This is a genomic window from Devosia sp. (assembly GCF_017307565.1).
GTDB lineage: Bacteria > Pseudomonadota > Alphaproteobacteria > Rhizobiales > Devosiaceae > Devosia.
On sequence record NZ_JAFKHD010000306.1, the window covers coordinates 1 to 1,615 of the forward strand.

Sequence of the window (1,615 nt, forward strand, 5' to 3'; positions counted from 1 at the left end):
GACCGGGTTCAAAAGAGCTTCAGCGCCCATCGCCCTGTTAAGGACTTAATCCGTACTTTTCCGCAGGCGCCCCCGTCACGGCCACCCGAACAGTGCCCGCTTCCGCCCGAGCAGCGCCACATCCGGCCAGTCGCTTTCCGCCTCCGGCAAACGCAGGCGCTTCGACGTAACGCGCTGTGTATCGAGATCTCCGACCACAGCCGTCCAGCTGTAATCGTCATGTATGGCGATGTTCCCGCGGTCGAAAAGGTAGTGCCATGTCGGTGCCAGGAGAATGCCCGCCGAGGCCCTCTCGTGAGGGGAAAATAACCGGGGTACGATGTGTGCGGCCTGCAGGCCACAGAACCCGTCCATGGACATCAGGGCAACGCCGCTGATCGCACAAAGCCCGCCATAAGCGCGATAAACGCGCGCCCTGAAGCCTCGGTCGCGCGCATGCTCCTGATGGGTCCAAAAGCGGGGCGTCACGATCTCCCCACTAGGGATCTCTCCGAAGAGCTGTTGCGCCACATACCCGGTCAGGCTCGCATAAAGATCCCCCGTAATCTCCCGGACATCGGCAGCCGCAAACCAACCCTCCGCCTCCGCCCGCCGGCTCGCATCTTCCCCAAACCCCGGGAACAACTGTTCAGTGTCTGTCAGGAAAACAGCATGTGTCGTCCCGCCGGGACGTGGAAAAATGTTCGCAACAGCGGCCGAGGCAAAGTAGCCGACCTGGCCGCTCAGCCGCCCAGGCTGCCGAACGCTCTGGTAGAGCAGAACGCGAGAACCGGAACACGCCCTCAGTAATCCGACGAACTGATTGCGGATCAGAACAATGCCGTGCTCGTCGCAGAGCTTCCGATCATGTTCCGTGATGCGAATGACGGCATAGGGCACGCCCCGATATTAGGAAGAACCCGTATCCGAACATTAAACTGTTCTCGACATGCAGACTTCGGGCCATCCCACCGACCACAGCCCCTCATGACACCAAGCCACTACAATCCAGTCAGCCGAGCACCGCCCCAAACTGGACAGGCAGCCGCCTCGCCAAAACGACTGCTTTCAGATGCGCTTACACCAAGAACGTCCGGCTCCTCGCCCTCGGCCGATGCCCTATGCGCCTAGGCTAAGCCGTCAGCTCCGGCGCCAGACGTTTCAGAAACGCGCGACACTCCTTGAGCGTCCGACTGGCCTCTTCGGCAGTATCCTCGCGCCGGCTCTCGCCCTGGGCCGTCAGCCTTTCGAGCAGCGCCAGTCGCTCCTCGTGCAAAGCCGCTCGAATATCGAGGTCGGCCGCCGTCTCCAGCGCCCGCCGCATTTCCTGAATGCGCAGCAATAGCGAAAAGCTGGCATAGAGCCGCCGCGCGATGGCCGGGTCGCGGCGCCAATTCTCACCTGCAAAGATGGCAGATGCGCGTTGCCCTGCCCCCAGGCAGTCAAAGGCCCCGCAGCCGTCATAGCCCAGCTCTTCGCGCCGAGCGTGGATCTTGCAGCGAAAATCATCGGCCAGATAATGGCAGGGCTGGCCGGCCAGTTTGTCATGACCGAACTGGCTACCGCGCTGAAAGGACAGCGCGGTGCAGCAAAGCGCAAAGCAGCTACCGCAATCGGCGGAGAAATCCGTGGCCAT

The 1,615-nt window shown here is 62.0% G+C and carries 2 protein-coding genes; both read right to left on the reverse strand.

Annotation, left to right across the window (positions count from 1 at the left end; translation table 11 throughout):
- Positions 1-75 precede the first annotated feature (75 nt).
- The gene (locus J0I64_RS09075; protein WP_291407337.1) at positions 76-879 is read right to left on the reverse strand and encodes an HNH endonuclease; all 804 of its coding nucleotides are present in this window, start codon (positions 877-879) and stop codon (positions 76-78) included.
- A gap of 232 nt (positions 880-1,111) precedes the next feature.
- Positions 1,112-1,615 (reverse strand): hypothetical protein (locus tag J0I64_RS09080; protein ID WP_291407339.1); only part of this gene is annotated, 504 nt, incomplete at its 5' end.